The 1,542-nt window shown below is 68.0% G+C and carries 1 protein-coding gene; it reads left to right on the forward strand.

Annotation, left to right across the window (positions count from 1 at the left end; genetic code table 11):
* Positions 1-49: 49 nt before the first annotated feature.
* Positions 50-1,542: IS1380 family transposase (locus QSK17_RS35655; protein WP_285711111.1), on the forward strand; the 1,493-nt coding region annotated here is incomplete at its 3' end.

Raw genomic sequence — 1,542 nt, forward strand, 5'->3', positions numbered from 1 at the left:
ACGACAAAAGGTGCCGCTCTGACCTGGCATGATCTGGATTGACTAGATCTTGATCCTGCAGGAGAACGGCACCTCGAAAGTGAAGCCTACGACACCCGCCGGATTGCGGCGGAAGATCAAGCGTGTTAGAGAACAGCGCCGCCGCCGAAAACTGGAAAAACGCACGTCAGCCTGGTCGACCGGGCTGGAGATGACCGACGGCGCCACCGGGCTGGTCCCCGCAGCCGGGGTGCCCCTGCTCCGGCTGTTCGCCGAGGAATCCGGCGTACGCGGCCACGCCTCCACAGCGCTGCGCGTGCCTGGGTTCCATCCCCGACACGATCGTGGGCAGGTCCTGGTCGATGTCGCGATCGGGCTGGCGATGGGCGCCACCTCAGTGAGCGCCGCCATGGACACCACCGCGGGGGCGAGCGTGGTAACCGGGGCCATCGCCTCGGGCGTGACCGCCTGGCGGCTGTTCGGCGAGGAACTCGACCCGGTCATGCTGGAACGGCTGGCCCAGGCGCGGGCCGCCCACCGGCGGCGAGTGTGGAGCCTGCTCGCCGCCCGCCCCGGGGGGTTTCCCCGGGTGAGCGTGGCCGGACACGTCTGGGACGGATGGATCGTCTTAGACGTCGACGCCTCTCTCGTGGAGTCCCACTCCGAGAAGGAAGGCGCGGCCCCGACATACAAAAAGCACGTGTTCGGGCTGCACCCGATCCTGGTGACCTGCGCGAACACCGGAGAGATCCTGGCGATCCTGCTCCGCCCGGGAAACGCCGGCTCCAACACCGCCACCGACCACATCACCGTCTTGACCGAGGCGATCGCCCAACTCCCGGCCCGCTACCGGCGGAAAATCATCTTCCGTAGTGACGGCGCGGGCGCCACCAAGGACCTCCTGAAGTGGATCAAGGAGACGGCCGCGAAGGGCGGCCACACGTGGCACTACAGCGTCGGCTTCGACGTCACGGCGCCCATCCGCGATGCCATCGTCAAAGTCCCCGGCAAGGTCTGGGCCTGCGCGATCACCCCAGAGGGCAAAATCCGCGACCGCGCCTACGTCGCCGAACTGACCGGTCTGCTCGACCTGAACCGAGACGAGGATGGCTGGCCAGACGGCATGCGCGTCACCGCCCGCCTCGAACCGCTGCATCCCAGGCACCGCAAGAACGCCAGCGCCCTCGAAAAGCGGCGCGGCCAACGGTTCCAGGCCGTCGCACACGACCTACCCGGCCACCACTATCCCCGCCAGGACGCCTTCCACCGCGACCACGCCGATGTCGAATCCGTGATCAAGGAGGGGAAGAACCTCGGCCTGCGGCGCCTGCCGTTCTACGCGATGGCCGCCAACCAGGCCTGGTGCCACGCGGTCATGCTCGCTGCCGACCTGCTGGCCTGGCTACGCCTGCTCATCCTCGACCACCACCCAGACCTGCGCACAGCCACACCCGCTCTCCTGCGCCGCCTCCTGTTCCAGATCCCCGCACGCCTCGTCCGGCGTGCCCGCAAACGCCTGATCCGGCTATGCGCCGACCATCCCCATACCGCCGACCTGATCAC

The organism is Microtetraspora sp. NBRC 16547 (genome assembly GCF_030268965.1).
In the GTDB taxonomy this organism is placed as follows: Bacteria; Actinomycetota; Actinomycetes; order Streptosporangiales; family Streptosporangiaceae; genus Microtetraspora.